General features: G+C 64.2%; 17 protein-coding genes, 1 tRNA gene and 1 pseudogene. 5 read left to right on the top strand and 14 right to left on the bottom strand.

Annotated features, from left to right (window positions below):
* Window positions 1-270: pseudogene (locus tag Q0K00_RS06695) on the top strand (C4-dicarboxylate ABC transporter substrate-binding protein); the annotation flags it as partial.
* A 112-nt stretch (window positions 271-382) separates the two neighbouring features.
* Here Q0K00_RS06695 and Q0K00_RS06690 read toward each other — a convergent pair.
* The 14 genes from Q0K00_RS06690 to Q0K00_RS06625 all read right to left on the bottom strand — a co-directional run bounded on the left by Q0K00_RS06690 (window position 383) and on the right by Q0K00_RS06625 (window position 15971).
* Window positions 383-745, bottom strand: a complete 363-nt coding sequence (locus Q0K00_RS06690) for a hypothetical protein (protein ID WP_297228195.1) — start codon at window positions 743-745, stop codon at window positions 383-385.
* Between the two features lie 385 nt (window positions 746-1130).
* Window positions 1131-1511 (bottom strand): NifB/NifX family molybdenum-iron cluster-binding protein, encoded by a 381-nt coding sequence (locus Q0K00_RS06685; protein ID WP_297228194.1) that lies wholly within the window; start codon window positions 1509-1511, stop codon window positions 1131-1133.
* Window positions 1512-1547: 36 nt separating this feature from the next.
* Complete coding sequence (locus Q0K00_RS06680; protein ID WP_297228193.1) at window positions 1548-2423, bottom strand: ATP-binding protein; 876 nt, start codon at window positions 2421-2423, stop codon at window positions 1548-1550.
* Window positions 2416-3324, bottom strand: a complete 909-nt coding sequence (locus tag Q0K00_RS06675; protein ID WP_297228192.1) for an ATP-binding protein — start codon at window positions 3322-3324, stop codon at window positions 2416-2418. The genes Q0K00_RS06680 and Q0K00_RS06675 overlap by 8 nt, the downstream gene beginning before the upstream one ends.
* A gap of 10 nt (window positions 3325-3334) precedes the next feature.
* Window positions 3335-4018, bottom strand: a complete 684-nt coding sequence (locus Q0K00_RS06670) for a DUF134 domain-containing protein (protein WP_297228191.1) — start codon at window positions 4016-4018, stop codon at window positions 3335-3337.
* 377 nt (window positions 4019-4395) lie between these two features.
* Window positions 4396-6480 carry a methyl-accepting chemotaxis protein gene (locus tag Q0K00_RS06665; RefSeq protein ID WP_297228190.1) on the bottom strand — a complete coding sequence of 695 codons (2085 nt, stop codon included), beginning with the start codon at window positions 6478-6480 and terminating at the stop codon, window positions 4396-4398.
* Window positions 6481-7433: 953 nt separating this feature from the next.
* On the bottom strand, window positions 7434-8117 hold the full coding sequence (locus Q0K00_RS06660; protein WP_297228189.1) for a CBS and ACT domain-containing protein: 684 nt from the start codon (window positions 8115-8117) through the stop codon (window positions 7434-7436).
* Window positions 8118-8350: 233 nt separating this feature from the next.
* A complete protein-coding gene (locus Q0K00_RS06655) occupies window positions 8351-9136 on the bottom strand; it encodes a fumarate reductase iron-sulfur subunit (protein WP_297228188.1) in 786 nt (261 codons plus the stop codon).
* Window positions 9137-9148: 12 nt separating this feature from the next.
* Window positions 9149-11002, bottom strand: coding sequence for a fumarate reductase flavoprotein subunit (locus Q0K00_RS06650; RefSeq protein ID WP_297228187.1), 1854 nt, complete (start codon window positions 11000-11002; stop codon window positions 9149-9151).
* 9 nt (window positions 11003-11011) lie between these two features.
* On the bottom strand, window positions 11012-11641 hold the full coding sequence (locus Q0K00_RS06645) for a succinate dehydrogenase/fumarate reductase transmembrane subunit (RefSeq protein ID WP_297228186.1): 630 nt from the start codon (window positions 11639-11641) through the stop codon (window positions 11012-11014).
* A gap of 59 nt (window positions 11642-11700) precedes the next feature.
* A complete protein-coding gene (locus Q0K00_RS06640) occupies window positions 11701-12261 on the bottom strand; it encodes a Fe-S-containing hydro-lyase (RefSeq protein ID WP_297228185.1) in 561 nt (186 codons plus the stop codon).
* Window positions 12262-12272: 11 nt separating this feature from the next.
* A complete protein-coding gene (locus Q0K00_RS06635) occupies window positions 12273-13118 on the bottom strand; it encodes a fumarate hydratase (protein ID WP_297228184.1) in 846 nt (281 codons plus the stop codon).
* A gap of 47 nt (window positions 13119-13165) precedes the next feature.
* On the bottom strand, window positions 13166-14518 hold the full coding sequence (locus Q0K00_RS06630) for an SLC13 family permease (protein WP_297228183.1): 1353 nt from the start codon (window positions 14516-14518) through the stop codon (window positions 13166-13168).
* Between the two features lie 124 nt (window positions 14519-14642).
* On the bottom strand, window positions 14643-15971 hold the full coding sequence (locus Q0K00_RS06625; RefSeq protein ID WP_297228182.1) for a malic enzyme-like NAD(P)-binding protein: 1329 nt from the start codon (window positions 15969-15971) through the stop codon (window positions 14643-14645).
* Window positions 15972-16515: 544 nt separating this feature from the next.
* Here Q0K00_RS06625 and Q0K00_RS06620 point away from each other — a divergent pair.
* The 4 genes from Q0K00_RS06620 to Q0K00_RS06605 form a co-directional block, all read left to right on the top strand.
* Window positions 16516-18156 carry a glycosyltransferase gene (locus Q0K00_RS06620; protein ID WP_297228181.1) on the top strand — a complete coding sequence of 547 codons (1641 nt, stop codon included), beginning with the start codon at window positions 16516-16518 and terminating at the stop codon, window positions 18154-18156.
* 88 nt (window positions 18157-18244) lie between these two features.
* Window positions 18245-18321: transfer RNA gene (locus tag Q0K00_RS06615), tRNA-Pro, on the top strand.
* 614 nt (window positions 18322-18935) lie between these two features.
* Window positions 18936-22202: an SEL1-like repeat protein gene (locus Q0K00_RS06610; RefSeq protein WP_297228180.1), complete on the top strand. Its 3267-nt coding sequence runs from the start codon at window positions 18936-18938 to the stop codon at window positions 22200-22202.
* 562 nt (window positions 22203-22764) lie between these two features.
* Window positions 22765-24794, top strand: a 2030-nt coding sequence (locus Q0K00_RS06605; protein ID WP_297228179.1) for a tetratricopeptide repeat protein, incomplete at its 3' end; no start/stop codon positions are given.

The raw sequence follows: 24794 nt of genomic DNA, 5'->3' as shown, positions 1-24794 counted from the left end.
TACGCCAAGATGCCGCCCGAACTCCAGAAGATCGTGGTGGACGCCGGCAAGTACGCGCAGGAGGAATCCCTCAAGTACCATTCCACCATGTCCGAAATCGCCAAGCGTGAACTGGTGGCCAAGGGCCTCCAGATCGTCCGGCTCACCGACGAAGAAAAGTGGAAGGAAGCGGCCCTGCAGCGCGTGTGGCCCAAGGTGGCTGACGGCATGGGCGGCAAGGAAGCCATCAACGCTTTCCTCAAGGCCTGCGGCCAGCCGCTCTGGCAGTAGATCCTCTTCTCACTCATGACAAAAAAAGCGGTCGTCCTGCATGGACGACCGCTTTTTTTGTGGGTGTCATATCAGCCCCGAGCGCGGCACGGGGCAACGGCGGATGAGCAGTTCAGGCGGATACGGCCCGCAAGGCCTCCAGCAGACGCTCGATGTCCGCCGCCGCGGGCGCGAGCGGCAGGCCCATGAGCATACCAAGCCCCTCCATACGGTCATGGAAGGCCGCCGCATCGAGCGAAGTGACCGCAGCCGTGTGCACGGCGGCATTGAGGCCAAGCACCTTGATGACCGCCCCACGCAGCTCGGCCTCCGGCATTTCCAGATCGAGGATGCACAGCGCGGGCTGCGTGGCGGCGATGACAGCCAACGCCGCCTCCAGCGACGGCAGCAGTTGCAGCTTCGCCCCGTGGGCGGCAAAGACCGGGCGTAGCGCTTCCCAGACGGGCGCGCGCCCTGTGACGCACAGAATATCCATAGTGATGCTCCTCAAACAGGGTCGTTGACGCCTGCCCCCACCGGTAGCTCCGCGGCCCGCCTGCGACGGATGCGGCGCTGCGCTTCCGCTGTCGCGTGGAGCATTTGCCATTGAAAGGGCAAAGCGCGGCGGAAGCACAGTGCCGCCCGGCCCAAGCCACGCGGAAAAACGGCATTTTCCGTGGAACGACAGGCCGTATGGTGTGGAACGCCAAGCGTTTCACACGGAAGATGCTCTAGAGCAATTCCACATTGAAGATGTGGATTGCTCTGGTAGCCGCGAGAGCGACTACACGCAACCGAACACACGGAAAAACCACGCTTTTTCCGTAGTGTGAGGGCAGCGTCAGCATTGAGATTGGACACGATTCCAATGCGAATCCGCTCTAATGATGGCCGCCGCCACCGCAGGTGAAGTCCGTGGAGAACGGCGGCAGTTTCCCTTCCAGGAAAGCCTTGACGGCACTGCCCACCGTGGGCTGCTGACCGGCATAGTACACTTCCACGCCGACCTGCTGGAAGGCCATGAGCGGACGCATCCCCATGCCGCCGGCCAGCAGTTTGGTCACGTTGTGGGACGCCAGATGCTGCACCGGAGCCAGGCAGCCGCCCTGCTGGTGAGGCACGTTCTCAAGAGTGGTGACGGACACGATGGCATCGCCTTCCACTTCCACCAGCGTATAGATGTCGCAGTGACCGAAGTGCATACCCATCGGCGCATCGAGACCGCCCGGCAGGCCGGACGGAACGGCAAGCAGATAACTCATGACAAGATCTCCGTTTTCTGGTCGTGGACGCATGGCCTAGCGGCTCACGCGCAGATCCTGAAGGGCCGACCACATGTCCTTCAGGCGATTGCCCAGGGGATTGTCGCTTTCGGTCAGGGCCTGTCGCCGGACCATGACCTCAGTCGCCAGCGGATCAAAGGGAAGCGTGCCGAGCAGGGTATGCCCGTCCGCCGCGCATTGGGCGGCGATGGCGGCGCTTTCTTCCGTATTGAGATCCGCCTTGTTGATGATGACGGCCAGCGGGATGCGGAAATGGCGGCACAGGTCCGCGATCCGGCCGAAATCGTGCCGTCCGGATGGGGTAGGCTCCACCACGCCCACGGCAAGCTGCGCCCCGGACAGCGAGGCGATGACCGGACAGCCGACGCCCGGCGAGCCATCACACAGGATGGTCTCCCTCCCCTGCTCCTTGGCCAGTCGCCGGGCCTCGGCCTTGAGCAGACTGACGAGACGGCCGGAATTCTCCTGTCCGGGGAAGAGCTGGGCGTGGACCATGAGACCGAAACGGCTGTCGCTCACATACCAGTCCCCGCAGTGATTTTCCGCCGTGTCGATGGCCTGATGCGGGCACAGGGCGGCGCAGACGCCGCAGCCTTCGCAGCGGAGCGCATCCACGGCATAGCCGCCCTCCGCCGTCGCCCGCACGGCCTCGAAGGCGCAGAGCTCGGCGCAGCGACCGCAGCGGACGCATTTTTGCGGATCTATGCTTGCGGCAAGACCGGAACGGAAGGCCTCCGTGCGCTGCTTGTGCGGGTCCAGCAGGATGTGCAGGTCTGGCGCGTCCACATCCAGGTCGCAGATGATCTTGTTTTCGGCCAGATGGGCAAAGGCCGCGCAGACGGTCGTCTTGCCGGTGCCCCCCTTGCCGCTGATGATGACGATCTCACGCATGGCAGCTCTCCTTTCCCGCAGAGGCGGCCTGACGCAAGGCGTCGCGCAGACGCTCGAAGCGCTGCCGCCAGTCAGCGGAAAGTTCCGCCACGAGGCCCCCGCGGGCGTACTGCTCGGCCGCCGCCCGGTCAAAGGGCAATTCTCCCAGATGCGGCAGGCCCTGCTCACGGCAATAGGCGCGCACGGCGGCGTCCCCTTCGGCATTGCCCTGTGCGCCGGACCGGTTGGTCACTACGCAGACCGGCTTGTGCAGCGGCACGAACGCCTGATGCGCCAGACGGAAATCATGGAAGCCGAACGGCGAGGGATCCGCCACCAGCAGGAGCATGTCCGCTTCCCGCGCCACGGTGACGGCCGGACAACTCACTCCGGGAGGCGCGTCCACGAGCACGTCCGGCTCCGCCGTGGCGTCCCGTTCGGCCAGCAGTTCCGTCAGGCGGGCCTGTTCCTGCCGCAGCAGAGGCGGCGTCATGGATTCCCCGATGCGGGTACGCCCCATGAGGAAACCGACCCTGCCGTCCAGCGCGCTGCCGTTGAGGATACGGCCCAGCTCGCGTTTGCCGCGCGTCAACGCCCCGGACGGGCAGACGGCGAAACAGCCGTTGCAGCCATGACACATGTCCGGGAAGATGCTGATGCGGCCCACAAAGGACGCGATGGCCTTATATGAGCAGATGTCCCGGCATTTCTCGCAATGCAGACATTTCTCCGGCGACAGCTGCGGCACGTCCAGCCAGGCCGTGCGCTCCTCCGTCAGCTGCGGCCGCAGGAAGAGATGGAGGTTGGGCGCTTCCACATCCGCGTCCACGGCCATGAGGGGCCTGTCCCATACGGCGGCCAGCGAAGCCGTGACGCAGGTCTTGCCCGCTCCGCCCTTGCCGCTGGCGATGGCGATCCGCATACGCCCTCCGCTACTTGTTGGGCGCATCGGCATAGGGGTATTCGCCCTTGCGGAAACGCTCCACGGCTTCCCCCACGCTGATGCCTTCCACGTTCTGACAGACCTTGATGCCCGCCGCTGTGAGCGCCTCAAATGCCTTGGGCCCCACATAGCCGCTCAGGACGACCTCCACACCGGCGCGGGCCACTCGTTCGGCGGTCTCGATGCCTGCCCCCATGCTCATGGTCTGGGAGGCGCCATTGTCGATATAGCTGATGGTCATATCCGGCAGATCGACCACCACGAAGCCCCCCGCCCGACCGAAGCGCGGGTCCACCGCATCATCGAGCGTCGGGCCTTCACTGGAAACGGCTATCTTCTGCATCTGCTCTTTCTCCTTGTCCGCCGCGGACGGGCAGGACGCCGCCACGGCATAGGTTCCGCCCTCGATGCGCAGAGCCTGTCCACGACAAAGGGCTGTCGCCACCGTGCGCCGGGCCGCCGCCAGCGTGCGGCCGAAGCTGTGGCGGGAAACACGCATGTGCCGGGCGGCCTCGATGGCCGTCAAGCCTTCCATGTCCGCCAGCCGCAGGGCTTCCAGCCCTTCCACGCTCAGGCAGGCCTCCTCCAGCGCCGTCAGGGGAATGCCCCGCGGCTTGAAATAGGTTACGCTCGGGCGGGCGCTGACATAGCGGCAGTGACGCGGACGCGGCATTCTTCCTCCGGCGGACGACATTCTTGTTTTGCACAAATGAGCATAATACTTTGTGTCGCCCTGTCAAGACAGACGACAGGGCAAAGCGTTTCAAACTGAAAATGCTCCAGCGGAGGAATTGTGGGGAAGGGGCCCCCTCGCTCCGCTGTCGATGCTCGTAGCGTCCTCCGCCGCAACGAGCGCGGCCCTGCGGGGCGCCTTTCGGTCGCGCCTCACGCGGAAGGTATCCCCTTTCTCACAAAACAGGCAGTGAATAATGTTGATACGCCCTGACGGGCGCTTCCCGCTCCATTTTCGGTCACTCCGCTGGTCATGGCCATAAAAAAACGCCGACGGTCGATCCTCGACAGTCGGCGTTCCGCTTATTTCGCGCAGGGCTACGCGTGCTTGAAATCCTCGATAAGACGGCTCAGTGTGGCTGTCTGTCCGTTGAGGCGGGCCACCACCTGCGCCGCATCCGCCATGATCTGCGCGGTGTGGGCCGAATCGGCATTGACCTCGCTGATGGAGCGGTTGATCTCTTCGCTGGCCGCCGACTGTTCCTCGCTGGCGGTGGCGATGCTGCGCACCTCGTCCGCCGTGGTCTCGCAATCCTTGACGATACGCTGCAGCGCCTCGCCGGACTGATTGGCAAAATCGCTCGCCTGTTCCGTCTGCACGACAGCCTCATCCACGGCGGCGATGCTCTGTTCCACGCTGCCCTGTATGGCGTGGATGGCCTTGGCCACATCGCCGGTGGAGGCCATGGTCTTTTCCGCCAGCTTGCGCACTTCATCGGCCACCACGGCAAAACCGCGTCCGGCCTCACCGGCGCGGGCGGCCTCGATGGCCGCGTTGAGCGCCAGCAGATTGGTCTGGTCCGCGATGTCGGAGATGACGCCCATGATCTGGCTGACCGCTTCCGTGTGGGTGTTGAGCAGCGACATGCTCTCCTTGAGGGAAAGCGTTCCCTGCCGCATCTGCCGGATGCTCCGCAGAGCCTGATCGACGATCTCCGCCCCGCGCAGGGCCTCGCCCCGCGTATCCGAGGACATGCGGGAAGCCTCGGCGGCGTTGCGGGCCACTTCCTGCACGGTGGCGTTCATCTCGTTCATGGCTGTGGCGGATTCGGCCAGACGGTCAGCGGAGTGCGACGCGCTCCGGCTGGAGGCTTCCACATTGTGCGCCAGCTCGTCCGAGGCGGTACTGATGACGGAGACCACCTGCTCCAGCTGCGCGGCGGCGGCAAGCATCCCTTCGCGCCGCGCAAGTTCGGCCTTGCGGCTGGCCTCCACGGCCCGCTTGCGCGCTTCTCCGGCCTCAGCGGCCAGACGCTGCGCTTCCGCCGTTTCGGCGCGGGCCTTTTCGTGCCAGTCCAGAAGCTGATGCACCATATCCATGAGGTTGCGATACAGCGCCAACAGCTCGCCGGAAAACTGCCGTTCTTCCGGCAGTCCGTCCAGCTTGCCCTGCGCGATGTCCCGCGTCGCCCGCATGATGCGCTCCAGCGGATTGCAGACCGAGCGCGAGATCAGCACCGCGCCGATGAGCAGCACCACCAGCAGCGCGAGGCTGACCATGAGGATCAGTTTGACAGCGGCGTCGGCCGACTCCTGCACCTCGGCCATCTCCACGACGGACGCGATACGCCAGCCGTTGACCGTCGTGGTCATGGAAACGAGGGACTCCTTGCCCTGGTGCGTCAGGACGGCATTGCCGCTGCCCTTCTTATGCAGGGGCTGCATGTAGGGAGCCTCTTCGCTGATGTTCCTGTTCACGGCCTTGGGGCTCCCCGGCGAGGACAGGATGCGTCCTGCGCTGTCCATGAGGAAATAACGCCCCGTACGGCCGAAGGACATGCCGGCCAGCAGATCGTTGAGCGTCGCCAGACTGATGTCCGCCGCCACGACCGCCGTTTCCCCCTGCGGAGTCTTGCCGTCCGCCCGGACGCTGACGGACACCATGACCTCCCCGCTGACTGAGGTATAGGCGTCCCCGACATGGCTTGCCTCGCCGCCGGAAAGCACATCCGTGAACCAGCCGCGCGTGGTGGGATCATAGCCGGGCACGGCGGTCTCCGGCGCGCTGCTGGCAAAACGTCCGTCGCCGTAACCGATGAATATCTTGCTGATCTGCGGCGAAGCCGCCTTCATGCGCGCCAGCTCCGCAATGAGCGCCTGCGCGTCCGACGGCAGGGACGCAACGTCGTATTTGCCGGCTGTGCGCGTTGCTTCCGGCGTGGGGAAGGAACTACCGCATTCCAGCACCGCCGGAGACTGCGCCAGAAAGCACATCTTGCTCAGATTGCCCGCAAACATGTTGCGCACATATTTGTCCGCCAGCTCAAGCTGCTTGGCTGCCGCGTTTTCGACAGAGCTTTCACTCACGCTGAGGATCTTTTGGAGAGCCACGCCACTTATGGACGCGATGGACAGCAGGATGCAGGCCAGAAAGCCCAGAAAGAATTTCAATTTGATGGACACGCCGGACACCTTTGCGGGACAGCCAAATCAGTTAGACATCTTACTCTTGGAATATCGTCATTATTTTTCAAAAGTTATGCCATTGTAACAAAAAAAAACGACAACAGGGGAGCGGAGGCGGATGCACGGGAAAAGGGCGATCCTCGTCCTTCGCGGTGGACCTGCGTCCCCGCGTGCCCGTGTCTGGACGTCGGTCAGGGCCTGCTGACACCCTACCCCGCGCTTGTCTGGGGGAAGGGGAGAACACGCTTTCCGTCGGTGTCCGCAAGGTCCCTGTATCGCTTGACGTGTCAGGGCCTGACAGCACCGTTTTTACAAATAATTTCAAACAATAAGACAAATAAGACGTACACGTTCCACTTGCCGTTGGGGCGGGGTGGTTCGTGTCCCTGACGCTTCCCTCGGTAAAAGCGCGCTGGGGAAGGGATGGGGGGCTTGGGGGGGAAGGGGAACACCTCCCGCGCCGGCGGAGGGGTTCCCCTTCCCCCCAAACAGGCGACGCAGGAGCCTTACGGGCATCGACAGCAGAGCGCGACCGGAAGGCGGCCCGCAGGGCCGTGCCCGTTAGGCGACAAAGGAGCCTTACGGGCATCGACAGCAGAGCGAGGGGTTCCCCTTCCCCCCAAACAGACAGCGAATAGTGTTGACAGGTCCTAGAGCCTTCTGCCTTTGAAAAAGGCAACATGCGAGGCGGCGGCACAGCGCCGTCCGGCTCAAACCAAGCGGAAAAACCGCGCTTTTTCCGCGAAATGACAGGCCGTATGGTTTGAAACGCGAAGCATTTCAATCTGAAAATGCTCTAAAAAAAAACGCCTGCTCCACGGCTGACGTTCTGGGCGGCAAGGCGGGAAGGAGAGGTCACGGCGTACGGATACGCTCGCGCCCGGCGCTTCCCGGCGCTTGCCGCCCGGCGGTCAGCACGCGCCGCAGGCGGTATGCGTGCGTGTCTCGCGTTAGATGTTGTTGTCGCCCACGATATGGATCTCGTGGCCGCGTCCCCAGTACTGCACGGTCCCCTGTGCGCAGAATTCCTTGATGAGCTCGTCCTCCACGGCGCGCTCCTCGCCCCGGAAACGCAGGGTGACGCCGCGACGGCCGTCGTCCCGGATGTTGGACAGCACCGTCACCACGCGAGCCTGCGCCTCCTTGAGGCGGTCAAGGATGGCGCGCAGCGTGCCCGGCTTGTTTTCCAGCACGAACGCCATCTGCACGCTCTCGGTACGGGAGCCGGTGATGCTGATGAAGGTCTTGAAGATGTCCGATTCCGTGACGATGCCCACGAGCTTGTCGTTGCTGTCCACCACCGGCAGACAGTTCACGCGCTTCTCATCCATGAGGATGGCGGCATTCTCCACCGTCTCGTCGATATGGATGGTGTGCGGGGCCACGACCATGATCTGCTTGGCCGGAGTTTCCGCAAGGATGTCGAGCAGTTCCAGAACTTCCAGACCGGTGGTGTGCTGCGGCGAGAACTCCTTGATGTCGTCGTCGCAGAGCAGGCCGACCACATGGCCCTGCTTGTCCACCACGGGCAGGTGGCTGATGTTCATGTCGCGCAGCAGGCTCTTGCACTTGAGCAGCGAGGTGTCCGGCAGGACGGAAACCACTTCGTGCGTCATCCACTGTTTGATAAGCATGGCAAGGCTCCTTCCGACGGCAGCTCGGCGCGCCGTCGTCTGGCCGGGGCCTTGCCCCGGCCTGTGATGGTACGAACGTTCTAGAGCATTTTCAGTTTGAAACGCTTTGCGATTCAAACCATACGGCCTGGCGTTTCGCGGAAAAACCGTGGTTTTTCCGCTCACTTTCGGCCGGGCGGCGCTGTGCCGCCGCCTCGCATTTTGCCTTTTTCAAAGGCAAAATGCTCTAACACCTACTTGTGCTGGCCGCAGCCGCAGCCGCCGCTCAGACGCTTGCGGATGCCTTCCGGCAGCCAGCCGCGTACGGACTCGATGCTCACCATGCGGCGCATGATGCCCAGCTGGTCCTGCAGCGGGATCTGCTTGGGGCAGATGTCGTCGCAGGCCAGCAGCCCCATGCAGCCGAACACGCCGTTGTCGTCCCCGATGAGATCATAGAAGTCCTTGGGCGTGCGCTGGTCGCGCGGGTCGATGTAGAAGCGCGCCATGCGGTTGATGGAGGTGGCGCCGATGAAGTCCTTGCGCATGAGCGCCGTGCCGCAGGCGGCCACACAGCAGCCGCATTCGATGCAGCGGTCCAGCTCGAAGATCTGGGTGGCCAGCTCGTTGTCCATGCGCTCTTCCTGCGCGGTGGGATCGAAGGTCTTGTTGGTATGCAGCCAGGACTCGATCTTCTTGCCCACGTTGCGGAACCAGGTGCCCGTATCCACGGAGAGGTCGCCCAGCAGTTTGAACACCGGCAGCGGATGCAGGGTGATGCGTTCCGGCAGGTCGCTGGTCTGGGTATGGCAGGCCAGACCGGGCCGTCCGTTGATGACCATGCCGCAGGAGCCGCAGATGCCCGCCCGGCAGCAGAAGTCGAACTGCAGGGTGGCGTCCTGATGTTCGCGGATCTGGTTCAGCGCCACGAAGAGCGTCATGCTGCGCTGCTCCTCCAGGGTGAAGGTCTGCATGTGCGGCATGGACCGGGGATCCAGCGGGTTGTAGCGGAATATCTCAAAGGTCAGAATGCGTCCCATTGTTCGTCTCCCTTAGGCCTGTTGGTCGTAGCCGATGACCTTTTCATTGGTCATGTCGCCCTGGATGATCTTGCCGCCGCCGTAGCCGCGGTCGCCGGGGGGCAGGATGAACCACGGGGTCGCCCGCTCGTATTCCAGCGTGGGCAGGTCCGCCCCTTCCTTCCAGTAGGCAAGGGTGCGCACCAGCCAATCCTTGTCGTTGCGTTCGGGGTAGTCTTCGCGGGCATGGGCGCCGCGGCTCTCCGTCCGCATGAGCGCGCCGTAGGCCGTGCAGAGCGCCAGCTTGATCATGCCGGGCACGCGCAGGGCCATGGACATCTCCGCATTGGGGCCGGGCTGGTTGCCTTCGAGGCGCATGTTCTTGCAGCGTTCCAGCAGTTCCTGGAGCTTGACCACGCCCGCTTCCAGATCCTTGCCGTTACGGAAGATGCCCACATGCTCCATCATGATGTCCTGCATGGCGTTACGCAGCACGTAGCAGTTGTCGCCGCTGCCGCGCTTGAGCTGGTTGATGCGGTCCTGCACCTGCAGGGCCGCCTCGTTGGTGGCCTGCGTGGAGAAGGTCGTCTCGTAGCCCTGCAGGAACTCCACCAGCTTCTGACCGATGACCCGGCCGGACACCACGGTCTCGGCCAGCGAGTTGCCGCCCAGACGGTTGAAGCCGTGCATATCCCAGCAGGCCGCTTCGCCCGCCGCGAACAGGCCCTTGAGGCCGTAGGCGTGGCCGTCCTTGTTGATGCGCACGCCGCCCATGCTGTAGTGCTGGGTGGGACGCACGGGGATGAGCTGATGCACGGGGTCCACACCGAGGAAGTGGGTGGAGATGTCGTACACTTCGCGCAGATTGGTCTTGATGTGCTTCTCGCCCAGATGGCGGATGTCCAGCCAGAGGTGCTCGCCGTAGGGGCTGGGCACGCCGAAGCCCTTGCGCATGTGTTCGGTCATGCGGCGGGACACCACGTCGCGGGAGGCCAGCTCGGCCTTTTCCGGCTCGTAGTCGGGCATGAAGCGATATTCGTTGACGTCCAGCAGGGTGCCGCCGTCGCCGCGGCAGCCTTCGGTCACCAGAATGTCCGTTGGCACTGTGCCCGTGGGATGGAACTGCACGGCCTCCATGTTGCCCAGCGGCACCACGCCGGTGTTGAGGGCCGTGATCTGGCCGCCGCCGTCGCAGATGATGGCGTTGGTGGTGGCGCGGTAGATGCGACCGTAACCGCCGGTGGCGATGAGGGTCGCCTTGGCCAGATAGGCCACCAGTTCGCCGGTGCGCAGGTCGCGGGCGATGCAGCCCATGCAGGTCTGGCCGTCATGGATGAGGGCCTCGGCCTGCGTTCGGTCGTGCATGGTCACGCCCAGCTGGAGCAGACGGTTGTCCAGCGTGAAGAGCACGGCGTGGCCGGTACCGTCGGAGGTGTAGCAGGTGCGCCATTTGGCCGTGCCGCCGAAGGCGCGGGAGTGGATGAGGCCCTCGTTCTCGGCCTTTTCCGTGGCCTGGAAGGGTTTGCCGCCCTTGTAGTAGGTGTGCTCACCGGGCACGACGCGGCTCCACGGCACGCCGAGGAAGGCCATTTCCCGCATGGCGATGGGGGCGGTATTGGCGAAGATGCGCGCCACTTCCTGGTCACAGCCCCAGTCCGAACCCTTGACCGTATCATTGAAATGGATTTCCGGGCAGTCGCCGTCGCCCATGATGGAGTTGCCCAGCGCGGCCTGCATGCCGCCCATGGCCGCCGAGGAATGGGAACGCTTGGGAGGCACGACGCTGAGGCAGATGACGCTGAAGCCGGCCTGCGCCGCCTCCACCGCCACGCGCTCGCCGGCAAGACCGGCACCCATGCACAGAACGTCAGATTGATAGATCCGCATAATACCCCCCTATCCGTGGAACCAGACGCGCGTCATGGCCAGAAAGCCCAGCACGAGATAACAGGCCATCACAATCCAGATGCGCTTGCGCCAGACCTGACGGGTCGCGCGCGTGCAGTAGCCGTACTTGACCGCCAGACGATAGATGCCGATGCCCGTATGCAGCACCACGCAGGGCAGGAAGATCACATAGAAGGGCAGCCAGCCGGAGGTCATGCGTTCCGCGCTGCGGGCCACCGAAATGGGCAGGTCGATCATCACCGTGTAGACGTGGAAGAACACGCCCAGCAGGATGACGATGGCCGTGAAGACCTGCACCAGCCAGAGACAGGTGTCCGGCTCGCGCAGGGTGCGGCTGTGCTTGACGAAAATGCCCAGCTCATTGGCGCGGAAGGGCATTTTGCGCGCGGCGATATAGAAATGGAACACCACCAGCAGCACGATGATGGGGGCGGAGATCTGCGCCACATAGGTCGCTTCCAGCAGCCAGGCGATGCCGTTGGTCAGCGAGGCGCTCAGCACCACGGTGCCTTCGAGCAGCAGATGCACGCAGACGAAGAGCGCCAGCAGTGCTCCCGACGCGGCTTGCCAGAAATCCAGGCGGTTGCGCCGGGCATCCGGTACGTTACGATCCGTCATGTCAACTCCTCTTGTTCAAGATGCTTGCCCCGCCCCTGCGGCGAGGCGCTCCACAGGCCCTACAGTTCTTTGTAGGGGGCCTGCCCTGTTTCATAATAGTTGTTGCCCGTGCTGTCGATAACCACGATGGCCGGAAAGTCCTCCACTTCCAGCGCGGCCACGGCTTCCGGGCCAAGGTCCTCATAGGCCAGCACGTCATATTTGCGGATGCTGCGGGCGATGAGCGCCCCGGCCCCGCCCACGGCCGCCAGATAGGGCACGCCGTGGGCCTTCATGGCCTCCACCACTTCCGGCTTGCGGTAGCCCTTGCCGATCATGCCGCGCAGCCCCTGCTCGATGAGCGTGGGGGTATAGGCGTCCATGCGGCCGGAGGTCGTTGGTCCGGCGGAGCCGATGACATGGCCCGGACTGGCCGGGCTTGGCCCCACATAGTAGACCACCTGCCCCCGCAGATCCACCGGCAGTTTCTCGCCGCGGGCCAGCGCCTCGGTGAGGCGCTTGTGGGCCGCGTCGCGGGCGGCGAGGATGGTGCCGGAGATGAGCACCCTGTCCCCGGCCCGCAGGGAGCGGGCCGTGGCTTCATCGAAAGGCGCACGTATGCGCTTGACATCGTCGCTCATGCGCGGGCCTCCTAAAGCAGCACTTCGGCGTGTCGCGCCGCGTGACAGTTGATGTTGACCGCCACCGGCAGGGAGGCGATATGGGTCGGCGCCCATTCAACATGCACCTTGAGGGCTGTGGTGCGGCCGCCGAGCCCCTGCGGGCCGATGCCGGTCCTGTTGATGAGCGTGAGCAGCTCGTCCTCGAAGGCGGCGTAGCGGGGGTCGGCATTGCGCGAGGCCAGGTCGCGGGCGGCGGCGCGCTTGGCGCAGAGGGCCGCCAGCTCCATAGTGCCGCCCAGGCCCACGCCCACCACCATGGGCGGGCAGGAATTGGGGCCGGCCGCCAGCACGGCGTCCAGCACCACCTTGCGCACGCCCTCGATGCCGTCGGCGGGCACGAGCATCTTCACCACGCTCTTGTTTTCCGATCCGGCCCCCTTGGGCGCGAGGCGCAGACGCAGGCCGTCGCCGGGCACGAGCCGCACATGGAGCACCGCCGGGGTGTTGTCGCCGGTGTTCTTGCGCTCGAAGAGCGGTTCCGCCACGCTGGACTTGCGCAGGTAGCCGTCCACATAGCCGCGGCGCACGCCTTCGTTGACCGCTTCGGCAAAGTCCCCGCCGATGATGTGCACTTCCTGCCCCACATCGGCAAAGACCACGGCAAGGCCCGTATCCTGACAGATGGGCATCATCTCGTCGGCGGCGATATCGGCATTCTGCATGAGCTGACCGAGGATGTCCCGGCCCACCGGGGAGGGTTCCGTCCGTTGCCGCTCGGCAAAGGCCGCGCGCACATCGGCGGGCAGGCGACAGCAGGCGTCCACGCACAGGCGAGTCACGGCGGCGCTGATATCTGTCACATGAATCTCTTTCATAAATTCTCTCCCTTTCTTGCGATGCTAGTCCACTTCCCCAGCGAAGACTAGGGATGGAAGGGCCAGATCATGGGGATGAGCAGCCAGCACATGAGCAGCGCGATGACCTGCAGCGGCCAGCCGGCCTTGATGTAGTCTACGAACTTGTAGCCGCCCGGGCCAAGCACAATGGTGTTGGGCGGGGTGGCGATGGGCGTCAGGAAGCAGGACGAGGCGGCCATGGCGATGCCCATGACGATGGGCAGGGGCGAGATGCCGGAGGCCGAGGCAATGGGCAGGGCCAGCGGAGCCATGAGGGCCGCCGTGGCGGTGTTGGACATGAAGTTGGTCACGATGGCGGTCAGCGCGCAGCAGACCAGCATGAGCACCCACGGATCGGAGACACGGCTCACCACGGCATTGGCCACGATGGCGGCGGCGCCGGACTTGTCCATGGCGGCGGACATGGAGAGCATGCCGGCAAAGAGGAAGATGGTCGTCCAGTCCACGCTGCGGAAGGCTTCACGCATGGTCATGCAGCGGGTGATGACCATGAGGCAGGCGCCCAGCACGGCGGCGGTGGTCAGGTTCATGACTTCGGAGGCCATCATGAAAACGACAAAGCCAAAGATTCCAATACACAACCACATCTTTTCCGTGCGCCGCTTTTCCACGGTCTGATCCAGCGATTCGTCATCCAGGATACGGCTGTCCGGCAACAGGCGGTGGCCGATGAGACCGAAATAGACCAGACCCGCAACGAGCAACGGGATGCCGATGAGGCCGAATTCGAAAAAGCCGAAGGGCTGCACGCCCATCTGTTCCAGCATGGAGTTGACGATGCCGTTGGGCGGCGTGCCCACGAGGGTCACGGTACCGCCGAGCGAAGAGGCGAAGGCCACGGGCATGAGCAGCTTGCCCGGCGCGAGCCGCGCGGACATGCAGATGCCAAGAACCATGGGAACGGCCACCACCGTGGTGCCGGTGTTGGAGAGCACCGTGGACAGCAGGCCGATGGCCGTCATGATGTAGACAAGCAGCTTGACCGGATTGCCCTTGGCGGCGCGCACGGCAAAGTTGCCCACCTTGTCGGCAAAGCCCGTGATGAAGGTCGCTTCGCCCACGATGAACATGGCCATGAACAGCACCACCGTGGGATCGCCGAAATAGCCGAAGGCCGTCTTGGACGGGATGACGTTGCAGATGGAAAGCGCCACCGGCACGAGCAGGGCCGTGATGGGCAGCGGCACGACCTCGGTGAAGAACATGACCGCGGCCACAAAGAGGATGCCGAGGGTGATGTAGGCCTTGGTGGGGTCTTCCGGCAGTTTGATTTCCATGGACGGGGCCGCCAGACTGTCATGACAGGAAAGCAGCACGATTCCCGCCAGCACGGCAGCCAGAACAAAAAGACGTTTCATGGGGGCTCCTCGCGGTTAAGAGGGTGAAAACAGCCTCCCGTGGCCCGAAGACCACGGTTTCATGCGCCATGAGAGGGGCGGTACCGCTCCCCTCCCGCGGAGAGGAGCGGCCCGGCAGGAACGGCTACTTGCCGCCCTGCTCCGCCAGTTGCTTCACAAAGGGGCGAATGCGGGCATGCGCCGCATCGATGCGCTTCCTGAGCTGGTCGGCATAGGCCTTCATGTCCGCGATGGGACGGGTGGCCACGCCGCTGTCCATGGCGGCCTGGGCCACCGCCGGCGTCACCGTGGTCAGGATGCGGGGGTCGAGCGGCTTGGGGATCACATAGTCCCGCCCGTAGGAAAGCTCCTGCACGCCGTAGGCCGTGAGCATCTCCGCGGGGACGGGCTCCTTGGCCAGCGCGGCCAGAGCGCGCGCGGCGGCCAGCTTCATTTCCTCGTTGATGACGCGGGCGCCCACATCCAGAGCGCCGCGGAAGATGTAGGGGAAGCCGGAAACGTTGTTGATCTGGTTGGGATAGTCGGAGCGCCCGGTGCCCATGATGGCCGTGGGGCAGGCGTCCTTGGCGTCTTCGTAGGTGATCTCGGGGTCGGGATTGGCCATGGCGAAGATGATGGGCGAGTCCGCCATGGAACGCACCATGTCCTTGCTCACCAGTCCTTTCTTGGACAGACCGAGGAAGACGTCCGCCCCCTTGAGGCAGGCGGCGAGGTCGCCGTGGTTTTCCGCCTGGGCGAATTCTTCCTTGTACTGGTTGAGCCCGTCGCGTCCTTTATAGATGAGCCCGCGCGAGTCGAACATGAAGATGTTTTCCCGTTTCACGCCCATGAGCACATAGAAGCGGGCGCAGGCGATGCCCGCGGCCCCGGCGCCCACCACCACGACCTTGAGGTCTTCCACCTTGCGGTCGGTGATCTCGCAGGCGTTGATGAGGGCCGCCCCGGAGATGATGGCCGTGCCGTGCTGGTCGTCGTGGAAGACGGGGATCTGCATGGCGGCCTTGAGCTTCTCTTCGATGTAGAAGCATTCCGGGGCCTTGATGTCCTCAAGGTTGATGCCGCCGAAGGTCGGTTCCAGGCACTTCACCACATTGATGAGCTCGTCGCTGTCCGTGGTGGCAAGGTCGATGTCGTACACGTCCACGTCAGCGAAATTCTTGAAGAGGACGCCCTTGCCTTCCATGACGGGCTTGCCGGCCAGCGGGCCGATGTTGCCCAGGCCCAGCACGGCCGTGCCGTTGCTCACCACGGCCACCAGATTGGCCCGGCCGGTGTATTCGGCGGCGCAGGCGGGATCATCCTTGATGGCAAGACAGGCTTCCGCCACGCCCGGCGAATAGGCCAGCGAGAGATCCAACTGATTTTCACAAGGCTTGGTCGGGATGACCTCCAGCTTACCGGGGCGCGGGGCCCGGTGGTACGCCAACGCATCTTCACGGGTGAACAGAGCCATTCAACGTTTCTCCTCAAAAATCCTCTTGAACTTGGCGGCCGGCCGGTCCAGCACCGTCGGCCCGCCCCGCTGACGGGGGAACGAACCCTTTGGCCAGGGTACTGCGAACGTACGCCCGCCATATATATGTGTCAACGTAGTTTGATTACGCAAACACCTTCTTTTGTTCATGAAATTTAATTCACAAATTTTTTGTTCCTCATAAATATCTGGTAATGCATGTCAACAAGATGAGATGCAGATTTATTATATGGATATTGCATGTCGTTTACGGGAAAAGCACGCACATTTCCCGTATAGAAAGCGGAGATTACATTTTTTTCAAATCAAAAAAGTGTTCTTTTTGATGGAAACACATATTGCAAAAAAATTTACATGAAATATGGTTTCACATTTTTCACAGATCATGAAGACATCCAAAAGGCATTTTCCGCTTTCATGACGGATAAATTTTATCTCAGTGGATCTTGTCCCTTTTATGCGACAAGTGTCACATGCCGCGGCCTCCTTGCCCTCGTGCCGGGCTTGCCGCTATGCTGTGTGCATGAATATCCTGTACTACGGCAACTTCCTTGCCCACGGCCTGCGGACCGCGGGACATGACGTGCGCCCGCTGTCGCTGCGGCCCGGCGTCTCCCTGCGCCAGAGCATGGATGAGGTCTGCGGGCCGGACGGCTGGCGGGCCGATTGTCTCCTGATGGAGCTCTGGAGCCGCCTCGTCCTGCCGCCGGATCTGACCGACTGCCCGCTGCCGCTGGTGGGCTGGTGCATCGACGCCCCCATCAATCTGTATTGGCTGGAACCGCTCCTGCCGCTGTTCTCCGTGCTCTGCGTCGATCAGCAGACCGTCCTGCCCCGCCTGGCCGCCCTTGGGCATACGGCGCACTGGCTCCCGCTCTGCGCGCGCCATGACTGGTTCCGCCCGCCGCAGCCCGTGAAGGAAGGGATGCTCTTCATCGGCACGCGCAACCAGCTCCGCCGCAAGCGGGCCAACGTCATCGCCCGTATCCAGGAACAGACGCCCCTGACCTGTCTGGACGGTCTGTCCTTTGCCGAGGCGCAGGACAGACTGGCGACGGCGGCCCTGAGCCTCAACGAGAACCTGTTCCCGGGCGTGACGCTGCGCATCTTCCAGTCCCTTGCCGCCGGGGCCCTCCCCTTTACCGAACGGCTCTCCCCCGGTCTGGACAGTCTGCTCGTCGAAGGCGAGCACTACCTTGCCTATGCGCCGCACGATCTGCGGGAACAACTCACGGCGGCTTGCGCCCATCCGCGGCGCTGCGCGGACATGGCGGCGGCGGCGCAGATCGTCTGCCGGGAGCGCCATGCCGATACGCAGCGGGCCGCCGAGCTGCTGCGCCTCCTGCAGGCGCCTTCCACCGTGCTCACGCCGCCCGCCGATCTCCCCGACGATGTGCGCCGTCGCGCGGAACTGGGACTTGCGCTGGCCGGACACGCGCTGACCATCCGTTACGGCGGCAGCGTAGGCCCCTATATGACGAGCCTTGCCCGTCTGGCGCAGGGAACGGATGCGGTGGCCGTCAGGGCGCAGCTCCACCTCGGCCTGCGGCAGGCGCGCCGCGGCAAGGCCGTGGAAGCGCAGCGGACCTTCATGCGGGCCTGCGAACTGGCCCACAGCCTCCCCCCCCCCGGGCCCGGAGCCGTCGAGGACCTGCGCGGCACGACCCTGCTCCGGCTGGCGCAGCTGCATGAAGCCTGTCGCCACACGGCGGATTGCCGCCAGATCCTGTCCCTGCTCGGCCGCACGGATGCCCGTCTGGCCGCGGCCCTCGCCCGGCCCGTCCCGGCCGGACATCCCGTCGAGGACATCCTGCCCCTGCAGCTGGCCTACTGCGCGCAGGCGCTGGGCCATCACGGCTACGCGGGCTTCCTGACGCCCAAGGGCTACACCCTGCCGGAAGGGGCCGCCGAACTGGCTCTGCTGGCCTGGGATCGCGCCCCGTCCGGACCGGCCCTGTCGTTCCTGTTCGAAACCTTCGGCGCGCTGGGCGTCGAACTGGAGCTCTATCCCCTCCTGCTGGAGGCCCTGCCGCGCGGCCTGCTTTCGGACGCGCACATCCTGCATACGGCCCGGCTGGCCGAGCAATGTTACGACTTTGCCACCGCCCGCCAGATCGCCGCTGCCTGGCGGAAACGCCCTGAAATGAGAAAATCAAAAAAATAAGCACATTACACCAAAATACAAAAAAATTCCCTGCTACGCAAAAAAAGTGTTGACCTTTCCGGTCCTTTTGCGTAGTTATCTCCTTCGTCGGGATGTAGCGCAGTCTGGGAGCGCACTTGAATGGGGTTCAAGGGGTCGAAGGTTCAAATCCTTTCATCCCGACCAGTAAGCCAGACAAAGGGACTTACGGCAAATGCCGCAAGTCCCTTTTCCTTTTTCCGCCAGAATGATCTGCCCGGCTCCCCATCGCGACACGGCACACAGGGCATTTGAGAGGAAGTCCTCTCCTCCGAACGGGCAATGTCGGGCATCAGCAGGCCCTGACCGGATGCGGACATGCCCGCGCGAGGGGACGGATGACGGCAGGGCACGAAAATGGCCGGGGCGGATCCTCAGGGATCTTTCCCGGCCGTCGTTTTTGCCGCCCTCCTCTCTTGTGAGGAAGCTGTGCCCGTTTGTCCCGTGCCTGTCTTCTCGGCGGGGCAAGCTGCGGACCGGCCCAAACCAAGCGGAAAAACCGCGCTTTTTCCGCGAAACGACAGGCCGTATGGTTTGAAACGCAACGCGTTTCAAACTGAAAATGCTCTAAAGTCCCCACCGCCGAGGGGCCGCAGCAGCAAGCGGCCGACCTTTTCCACGTCCGACGCCGGATGGAAGGCTGACTGCCTCACTTCCCTTGACAACAGTGGCGAATCCCCCCAAGACATCCAAAATGGCTGCCCGCCGCTTCCGGCGTCCGTCGTCCGTACCCGCATCCAGCCCACAGGGAGGTCCTCCACATGGCGATTTTCCGCGCGCTCCTGCGCATCATCATGTTGCCGCTGCTCATCCTGCTGCTTCTGGCCCTCTTCATCAAAACCTTATTGGTGATGCTCGTCGTCATCAGACCATTGCGTGATGCCGCCGAGGCCGGGGACGTCGATGCCCAGTTCCGCTATGCGGAACGTTTACGCAAGGGGAACGGCGTACCGAAGGACGACGAGCAGGCTGCCCAATGGTTCAGCAAGGCCGCTGAACAGGGGCATATCCAGGCGCAGTACCAGTTCGGTCTTTGCTGCAAGGAGGGGATCGGCGTTTCGCAAGACGACGCGCAGGCCGTCCAGTGGTTCAGCAAGGCCGCCGAGCAGGGACACGCTCAGGCGCAGTGCGCCCTCGGGCTCTGCCGCAAGGAGGGACGCGGCCTGCCTCAGGACGCCGCGCAGGCTGTCCAATGGTTCAACAAGGCCGCCGAACAGGGAGACATGGAGGCGCTGTACCAGCTCGGACTTTGCTGCAAGGAGGGGGTCGGCGTGCCTCAGGACGCCGCGCAGGCTGTCCAATGGTTCAACAAGGCCGCCGAACAGGGATACGCCGAGGCGCAATATGCGCTCGGCCTTTGCTGCAAGGAAGGGATCGGCGTGCCGCAAGACGACGCGCAGGCTGTCCAATGGTTCCGCAAGGCCGCCAAACAGGGACACGTCCAGGCGCAGTGCTGCCTTGGCGACTGCTATCATCGCGGGCTGGGCGTGTCGCGGAGCGAGGCGCGGGCCACCCAATGGTACCGCAAAGCCGCTGAACAGGGCGACGCCGAGGCGCAGGAGTTCCTCGGTCTCTCCTGTCGGGAGGAAGGCGGCGATCAGCCGAAAGAGGCGGCACAGGGGCGCGACGCCCTACGCAAGGCCGCTGAACAGGGCGATGCCGAGGCCCAGTACCGCTATGCGGAATGCTGCCGCATGGGCGACGGTGTGCCGCAGGACGATACGCAGGCCGCCGTCTGGTATCGCAAGGCCGCCGAGCAGGGATACGCTGATGCGCAAAACGATCTTGGCCGCTGCTACTTCTTCGGGCGGGGCCTGGCGCAGGATCATGCGCAGGCCGTAGCCTGGTTCAGCAAGGCCGCCGAGCAGGGACATGCCGGGGCGCAATTCAATCTCGGCTGTTGCCATGACCTGGGCCGCGGCGTGCCGGAAGACGATACGCAGGCCGCCGCCTGGTATCGCAAGGCCGCCGAACAGGGCCACGCCGAAGCCCAGTACCGCCTTGCCAACCGTTATTGCCGCGGACTGGGCGTGCCGCAGGACGACGCGCAGGCCGCCGCCTGGTATCTCAAGGCTGCCGAACAGGGCAACTCCGAGGCGCAGTTCGCCTATGCGGAATGCTGCCGCAAGGGAGAAGGCGTGCCGCAGGACTTTGAGCAGGCCGCGACATGGTTCCGCAAGGCCGCCGAACAGGGAGACGCCGCGGCGCAAAACAGTCTTGGACTCCGCTATCTCTACGGACAGGGAGTACCGCAGGACAAGGCGCAGGCCGTGGAATGGTTCAGCAAGGCCGCCAAGCAGGGAGACGCCTCGGCGCAGTACAATCTCGGCCAGTGCTATAATTATGGCGCCGGTACGACGCAAGACGGCACGCAGGCTGCCCTCTGGTACCGCAAGTCCGCCGAGCAGGGGCATCCCGAGGCCCAGTACAAACTCGCTCTTTGCTATGAGGAGGGAGTCGGCGTGCCGCAGGACGACGCACAGGCCCACCTCTGGCTCAACACGGCCGCTGAACAGGGATGCGTTGAGGCGCAGAACCGTCTTGAACTCCGCTGCCCCAACGAACAGGACGTACCGCAGGATCCCGCACAGGATACGGGATGCTCCCGCAAGGCCGCCGAGCAGGAAGACGCCGACGCGCAATTCTGCCTCGGCCTTCGCTATCTTTCCGGCGAAGGCGTGGAAAAAAATGCGGAAACGGCTGCCGACTTGCTGCGCAAGGCCGCCGAACAAGGCCATGCCGAAGCCCAGTTCCGCTATGCGGAGTCCTGCCGCAAAGGGGAAGGCGTGCCGCAGGATGCCGCGCAGGCTGAGCACTGGTTCCGCAAGGCCGCCGCACAGGGATACGACGAGGCGCAGTACGCTCTCGGCTGTTGCTATAAAAACGGCTTCGGCGTGCCGCAGGACGACTCGCGGGCCGCGTACTGGTTCCGCATGGCCGCCGAACAGGGACATGCAGCGGCGCAGTACGCTCTCGGCTCTTCCTACAAGGATGGCCTCGGTGTGCTGCCGCAGGACGACGCGCAGGCCGTGTACTGGTTCCGCAAAGCCGCCGAACAGGGACACGCCGGAGCCCAGACCAGCCTTGCCGAATGTCTCCGCAGCGGCAGGGGGACGCCGCAGGATGAGGCGCAGGCGGCGTACTGGCTGCGTCAGGCGGCCGAACAGGGGAACTTCAGGGCGCAGATCCTCGGGTGTCTGCCCACAGCCGACGCGCGGGGGGATGCCGAAGCCGGGGGCTCTCTCAAGGAGGATACGCCGACAGATTCTCAGGTGCGGGACAAGCAGCCCCTGACGACGGCCCCGCAGACCGTGGAGGACATCCGTCAGGCGGCTGAACAGGGGGATGCCGAAGCCCAGATACTTTATGGGGACTGCTGGCGCACAGGGGAGGATGGCGTGCCGCAGGACATCACGCAGGCCGCGTACTGGTATCGCAAGGCCGCCGAACAGGGACATCCCCTGGCGCAGTACGCTCTCGGCTTTTGCCATGATGAAGGCTACGGCGTGCCGCAGGACGATGCGCAGGCTGTCTTCTGGTACCGCAAGGCCGCCGAGCAGGGACATGCCGGGGCGCAATACGTTCTTGGGGACCGCTGCTCCAGCGGATGTGGCGTACCGCAGGACAAGGAGCAGGCCGCTTTCTGGTGGCGTAAGGCCGCCGAACAGGGTCATGCCGGGGCGCAAAACATCCTTGGGAACTGCTGCTTGACCGGACAGGGCGTGCCGCAGGATCCCGTGCAGGGCGCCCAGTGGATCCGCAAGGCCGCCGAACAGGGAGATGCCTCGGCGCAGTTCAATCTCGGCCAGTGCTATGATTATGGCGCCGGCGTGCCGCAGGACCATACGCAGGCCGCTCACTGGTTCCGCAAGGCCGCCGTGCAGGGACATCCCGGTGCCCAGTACAAAGTCGCTCGTTGCTACGAGGCGGGAATCGGCGTGCCGCAGGACGACGCGCAGGCCGCTTTCTGGTTCCGCAAGGCCGCCGAGCAGGGACACAAGGAAGCGCGGGAGGCGCTTGCCGACTAGGGCCTGCCAAAACAAATTTTGCAAATAATTTCAACAGATAATCAAAACAGGCTATATACACACCGCTTGCTTTTGGGACGAGAGTGTCTCGTGTCTTTGACTCTTCCCCCGGTAAAAGCGCGCTGGGGAAGGGATGGGGGGCTTGGGGGGAAGGGAGCGACCTGCCCGTTAGGTGACAAAGGAGCCTTACGGGCATCGACAGCAGAGCAATCCGCTCCCGCGCTGGCAGCGACCCAACGGGCGGCCGCAGGCCGTGTCCGTTAGGCGACGCAGGAGCCTTACGGACATCGACAGCAGAGCGAGGGGTTTCCCTTCCCCCCAAACAGGCAACGAATAGTGTTAACAGGCCCTACGCTCAGGACTCATTACGCTTTTTTGTGAAGGAGCTGGGCGAGAAATGGCTGCGCAAGGCCGCTGAGCAAGGACATCTCGAAGCACAAGTGGCGCTTTCTCTCTACGGAGTCGATGTGTTATACGAACAGGAAGAAGAGGCGCGGGACACGAACTCCGGCCCCGACGACAGCGATCCGCCCTCTCCCGCCCCAACTCCAGGAGTTTGATCATGTCACACCGCGAGCAGGCCGGACAGCCTCTCCTCCATGACACGCAGCCCACCCTTTTGTGGGACGAAGGCGGGCAGACCACTTCCGCCAGAGCGATCTATCAGCGTGGTCTCGCATACGCCACGGGCGAGGGCCTGCCGCAGGATGATGCGCTGGCCGCCGAGTGCTTCCGCAAGGCCGCCGCACTGGGTCATGCCGAGGCCCGGTTTCGCCTCGGCTACTGTTATCTGGACGGTCTGGGCGTGCCGGAGGACGACGCGCAGGGCATGTCCTGGATCCGCAAGGCCGCCGAACTGGGCAACGAGGAAGCCGCGACCTATCTTGTGATATGCTTCCTGTACGGGCTGATCGTACCGGAGGACGCGGATCAGTACGCATTCTGGTCGAAAAAAGCCTCCAGCCTTCCGACCAGATGGGATAACTATGCTCTGGTACGAAAAAAGAAAGACAAGGGAGACGACTGCTGGAAAAGCGGCGATCTTGCGCAGGCCGTCGTCTGGTATCGTAAAGCCGCCGTCCTGCATTACGATGAGGCACGGTTCCGCCTCGCCCTCTGCCATGCCTTCGGCCTCGGCGTGCCGCGGGACGACGCCCAGGCCGCGCTCTGGTTCCGCAGAGCCGCCAGACAGAACCACACGCCCTCACAATATTATTACGGCCTGTGCTGCCTCCACGGCCGGGGCGTGGCACGGGATGAGGCGCAGGCCGTCAGATGGTTCCGCAGCGCCCGGCGCGGCCTCGATAACAGAGCGGAAAACCAGCTCGGCCTCTGCCATATCCGCGGCCTTGGAACCACGCGCTATGCCCCGCTGGGCGTGAGCTGCCTTGAATCGTCCGCCCTGAGCGAACACGCCGTGGCGCAGTACAATCTCGGGCTTTGCCGCTTCAACGGCATCGGGACGACGCAGGACGACGCGCAGGCGTTCCTCTGGCTGCGCAAGGCGGCCGAGCAGGACCTTGCGGCGGCCCAACATGCCCTCGGCTATTGCTATTGTTTCGGGCGCGGCGTCCCTCGTGATGAACGACGGGCCGTCGTCTGGAGCCGCAAGACGACCCTTCAGGGCACACGGACGGATCATGACTGTCTGCTCGGCCTCTTCCCCTTTGCCTGCGGCGATGCGCCGCAGTCCGAATCCCCGGACGTGACCGCCTGCCGCACGGCGGCCATGCAGGGAGATGCGGCGGAACAGGTCCGTATGGGGCTGTGCTGCCGCTACGGGCTGGGCCGGGAACGGGACGACGCGCAGGCGGCGGACTGGTTCCGCAAGGCCGCCGGGCAGGGACATGCCGGAGCGAACTATCATCTGGCGCTCTGTCATATCGAAGGGACCGGCGTGCCGCGGGACGAGGCGCAGGCTCTCCAACGGCTGCGCAAGGCCGCCGAGCTGGGAGACGCCGAGGCGGCATCCCTGTTCGAGGAACACAGGCGGCAAGGCTCCCTGACCGGGGCGCTGCACAAGCGTTTCCCGCCGCTCGACACGCGGCCCGTGTCCGTCCTGCTGGAGGCCGCCGAGCTGGGGGATGTCGAGGCCATGTTCCGCCTTGCCGAATGCTGCCGCAGGGGCGAGGGTTCCCCGCCAAATGACGAGCTGGCCGCCGTATGGTACCACAGGGCCGCCGAAAAGGGGCAGGCCGAGGCCCAGTTCCGCTTCGGCCTCTGCTGCGAGCACGGCAAGGGCGTGGAACGGAACGAGGACCTTGCCATGACATGGTATCAAAAGGCCGCCGATCAGGGACAGGCCGGCGCGCAGTACCAGGTCGGCGAGTATTACTACAAAGGCGAGGAGCGGGTGCGTTCGCCGGACGTCAAGAAGGCCCTCTTCTGGTATCGCAAGGCCGCCGAACAGGGATACGCCCCTGCGCAGATCGAGCTTGCCAAACACCTCCAGTGCTGGGAGCAGGAGCATAAGCAGTGCATCCGGTGGCTGCGCGAGGCCGCCGAACAGGACTCGGTCCCGGCGCAATACGACCTTGGCCGCCACTATCTGGAAGGCGATATCGTCCCGAAGGACAGCGAACAGGCAACCTG

Origin of the sequence: uncultured Desulfovibrio sp., assembly GCF_944327235.1 — a bacterium.
Lineage (GTDB): Bacteria > Desulfobacterota > Desulfovibrionia > Desulfovibrionales > Desulfovibrionaceae > Desulfovibrio.
Note: the sequence above shows the minus strand (reverse complement) of the source record. Positions and strands in the feature narration are given on the sequence as shown.